Here is a 3,440-nt window from a genome sequence, read left to right on the forward strand (position 1 = left end):
GTACGCCTCAAGGACATCGCGAAGGACGCCCGAGTGACGCCCCATTGGCGTTCGGCCATCGCAATCCCGATCATGGTCAGCGACGGCGTGCTCCCGTCTTTTGCGGCTGCGGTAGTCACTTTCGGTCTGGAATCAACCGCAGTCGCTGCGTGGGAGAGACAAGAGAGATGGGAAACGACGGCACGCGACCTCAGCCGAGACTGGGGAACACGCTTGAGCGATATCGCGTTCAACAGGTAAGGCGAGTACCGTGATCGAAAGAAGAAAGTGACGATTATGGCAAACGAGAAGCAGGCTGGTCCCACCCCGTCTAGCACCGGCTCGTACTCGGTTAACATGCACCGAAGTGCAACGACCGGGCTATTCACGGCCGCGCCCAAGACACAGGGTCAAATCCTCGTCGTTCGTCCCAACGGAACGACCTCAAAGCTCAACTAGCTTTCACGGACTCCAGGACGGCGAGCCGATCGGTCGCTCGCGACGCCCCCACATAGAGCAGATCGCGATGGTACTCCTTCGACAGGTCGACGTCGGTCAGAATCACCGCGGGCGCCACGAGGCCCTTGAACTCGTGGATGCTCCCCCACCGAATGCGCGTTGCGTCGTCGATGCTCGTGCCCAGGCGTGAGGTGAGGCGGGCATCCGTCGCCCCAGAACCAGCCGCGCGGTCAGCGAGAGCCTGCCCGGCCGCCGAGCGCTCGCGCGCGTAGGGCGAGGTGAATAACTCGCGCGCCACTCCACCGCAGTGCCTAAGGTGCGCGGGTGATTCGCATCGACAACGCCGTGACGTTTGTCGCACTGCATCCCAACGACGGTCGCGTCGTCAGTGACTCCGCTGTTGAGTTCTACCGGCGCTATGGCTTTACGCAGTTCGTCGACGTCGATCGAAGCCTCTTCATCACCTTGCGAACCTTCCGCAAACGCCTTGGCTGACGAGCGTGCACAGTGCCCCCAATGCCGAAATAATGTACATACATTGGGTGTACGCTCTCGCCATGACCACGACACAGGCTCGCATCAACATGCGCGTCGCTCCCGACGTGCTCGATCAGATCAGGGAAGCAGCGCGGATTCAAGGCCAAGACCTCACCGCCTTTGTGCTGGGTTCAGCGATGTCGAGCGCTCGCCAGGTGTTGCTCGAAGATCGGGTGATAAGGCTCAGCGCCGCTGATGCACTGCTGGTTGAACAAGCCCTGGAGTCAGACGCAGCACCCGCACAGCGATTGATCGTTGCTTTCGCGCGGCACCGCGCCGCGAATGCAACCGACTAAGGCTTCACCCAGCTCGGCGAAACCTTCAACCACGAGTCGCCCAAAGTTCCTTCGATTGGGGAGGCTGCAGAAGCCTGATCGTCATCACAGCGGCTCAAACCACCCGCGCCAGGCACGCCTGCCACCGCAGCGATGCGTGACCATGACGAGGCCACGCCTCCTCCTCAGCACTATCGCCTCTGGCTCCTGCAGGTCACAACTCGCTCGTGCGCTGCAGGTTCGCTCTCGGGCGGTCAGAATGACGGCGTCATGCAGCGCGTCAACTAAAGGTTGACAATCGGGCCGGGGGGCGGTTATGGTGAAGCCACGAGCTCTTCCGTCGGCACGCAAACACGGCCTCACCGATCGCAGCATTCTTCACGCGATCTCGATCGCTTTTCGCGTCGTCAGAATCGAAACTGACCTCGTGCTGATCATCGGCCCCGACGAGAACGGCCAACTACTCGAAGTCATCGTCGTCGACCCAGACGAAGACGCCCGAATCATTCACGCGATGCCTCTGCGACAACGCTTCATGCACTACCTGCGGTGAGGAGAAAGTAGATGACCAAGAAAACAGCCGTGCGCGACATAGAGCAGCTGCTCGACGCCATCGACCTCGACGATTACCCCGTTGACGATCCCGCCGATTTGAGGCGTATTGGGCTCGCCGCCAAAGACGTCGAGCGCGCCAAAACGGAGCTTGCTAACGCGGTTACCTCCGCTCGCGCCAATGGGCGAAGCTGGGGTTTCATCGGGCTGGTGCTCGGCATCAGCAAGCAAGCAGCCCAGCAGCGGTTTGGGGAGTCACCACCCGAGAATCCCGCGTAACCCAGGTCAGCCAGCCTCCAGCACCACAAGCCGATCGGTCGCGCGCGATGCCCCGGCGTGAGGTGAGGCGGGCATCCGTCGCTCCAGAACCACCAGTTCGCGCACTGACCGGGGCGCGGCACGGTCGCGGCCGTCTTCCAAAGTCACCTCATACATGCAGTGTGTCGCGGCGGCACATAGCCCGAGGGTGCGCGGTCTCGTTGCGCCTACTCTGAATCAAGCCGTACCATTGCATACGAGTTGCATACGGGAGAACGCAGGAGGCCACCGTGACTGCCAAGACCGTCGGATTCGCCATTGGCGATGACGAACGCGCCCTCCTCGACGAGTTAGTCGAACACTATGGCGGCGGCAATCGATCAGAGTTCTTGCGCGTCGCCATTCGACGACTCGCTCGCGATCGACGAGCCGAACGGCTGCAGGCTCTGCAACAGGAGGCCCACGAACAACTGGGGCGCGTCGTGACACCCGACGAAGTGCGCGCGGCCGTGGCAGAGCAGGTGGGCCGGGCCGCCTGACGTGCTGACGCCGGTCGTCTACGACGTCAACGTTCTCGTCAACGCCCTGGTCGGGCCCGACTCGAGCTACCCCTACCTGCCCCGCATCCCGCCCACCACCGACAACGCCGCCGCCGACTGTCTCGCGATCGCCCTCGATGGAGACGACATGCGGCTGTTCAGCTCGCTGCACATTCTCACCACCACGGCGGCGGTGCTCGTGCGTCTGGGCGCCAGCCCCGACACCGCACAGCGCTACGTCGGCGAGCTGACAGACATCATTACTGAACTCGGCGGCGCTGTGCTCGACCCGCCGCGTCGAGCCCACGACTCACGCGATCACGAAGACAACCTCGTGCTCGACTGCGCGTTGGCCGCCGAAGCTCTCATCGTCGTGAGCTCTGACCACGACCTGACTTCACTCAACCCGTGGAACGGGCGGCTCATCATGACGCCCGAGCGCTTCATCGCGCACGTAGTCGCCGGTCGGCGAACTGCCCCGAACGCCTAGTCGTCAACCTTCGGCACGAACCACGGCGGGTACACCGCGACCTTCGCCATGAACCTCGGCGGGTACACCGCAACCTTTGCCTGAAAGCCTGCCGACGTGAGCAGATCGCGCACCTCGTCGCGGCGACGCTCGTTCGCCGCGCGCTCGGCTGCGCCGATCTCGCGGTAATCCGGCAGCGGGGGCGATGTTTCACAAGTGCAATGTGCCGCTCGTGGCACGTGCCGCCAACGGCACATTGCGCACGCGGAGAAACCCGACCCGGCGCGGTGATCGCGCGACGGGCCCCGGAGGTCACGCGACGAAACCGTCAACCACGGGTCGCCCAAACTTCCTGCGATTGGGGAGTCTGCC

General features: G+C 63.3%; 8 protein-coding genes. 7 read left to right on the forward strand and 1 reads right to left on the reverse strand.

All coding sequences use genetic code 11. The annotated features are described in order from the left end of the window. Nucleotides 1–240 (forward strand): hypothetical protein (locus SFU54_RS02125; RefSeq protein ID WP_319014669.1); only part of this gene is annotated, 240 nt, incomplete at its 5' end. Nucleotides 241–430: 190 nt separating this feature from the next. Here SFU54_RS02125 and SFU54_RS02130 read toward each other — a convergent pair. Beyond that, a complete protein-coding gene (locus SFU54_RS02130) occupies nt 431–736 on the reverse strand; it encodes an ATP-binding domain-containing protein (protein ID WP_319014670.1) in 306 nt (101 codons plus the stop codon). 26 nt (nt 737–762) lie between these two features. On the opposite strand from SFU54_RS02130, the gene SFU54_RS02135 reads away from it, so the two are divergent. The 6 genes from SFU54_RS02135 to SFU54_RS02160 all read left to right on the forward strand — a co-directional run bounded on the left by SFU54_RS02135 (nt 763) and on the right by SFU54_RS02160 (nt 3,089). Further along, nucleotides 763–933, forward strand: a complete 171-nt coding sequence (locus SFU54_RS02135) for a hypothetical protein (protein WP_319014671.1) — start codon at nt 763–765, stop codon at nt 931–933. A 62-nt stretch (nt 934–995) separates the two neighbouring features. Continuing rightward, nucleotides 996–1,271, forward strand: a complete 276-nt coding sequence (locus tag SFU54_RS02140; protein ID WP_319014672.1) for a DUF1778 domain-containing protein — start codon at nt 996–998, stop codon at nt 1,269–1,271. A gap of 295 nt (nt 1,272–1,566) precedes the next feature. Next, nucleotides 1,567–1,803 carry a hypothetical protein gene (locus SFU54_RS02145; protein WP_319014673.1) on the forward strand — a complete coding sequence of 79 codons (237 nt, stop codon included), beginning with the start codon at nt 1,567–1,569 and terminating at the stop codon, nt 1,801–1,803. 11 nt (nt 1,804–1,814) lie between these two features. Then, nucleotides 1,815–2,081 (forward strand): hypothetical protein, encoded by a 267-nt coding sequence (locus SFU54_RS02150; protein ID WP_319014674.1) that lies wholly within the window; start codon nt 1,815–1,817, stop codon nt 2,079–2,081. Between the two features lie 269 nt (nt 2,082–2,350). Next, nucleotides 2,351–2,599, forward strand: coding sequence for a ribbon-helix-helix domain-containing protein (locus tag SFU54_RS02155; RefSeq protein WP_319014675.1), 249 nt, complete (start codon nt 2,351–2,353; stop codon nt 2,597–2,599). Nucleotide 2,600: 1 nt separating this feature from the next. Further along, a complete protein-coding gene (locus tag SFU54_RS02160) occupies nt 2,601–3,089 on the forward strand; it encodes a putative toxin-antitoxin system toxin component, PIN family (protein WP_319014676.1) in 489 nt (162 codons plus the stop codon). Nucleotides 3,090–3,440: the final 351 nt, after the last annotated feature.

Origin of the sequence: Microcella sp. (assembly GCF_033763155.1) — a bacterium.
Lineage (GTDB): Bacteria > Actinomycetota > Actinomycetes > Actinomycetales > Microbacteriaceae > Microcella.

Bases quoted from the DNA above. Each gene is read 5' to 3' on its own strand.
- SFU54_RS02140 (WP_319014672.1), top strand. From the start codon at position 996: ATGACCACGACACAGGCTCGCATCAACATGCGCGTCGCTCCCGACGTG.
- SFU54_RS02145 (WP_319014673.1), top strand. From the start codon at position 1,567: ATGGTGAAGCCACGAGCTCTTCCGTCGGCACGCAAACACGGCCTCACC.
- SFU54_RS02150 (WP_319014674.1), top strand. From the start codon at position 1,815: ATGACCAAGAAAACAGCCGTGCGCGACATAGAGCAGCTGCTCGACGCC.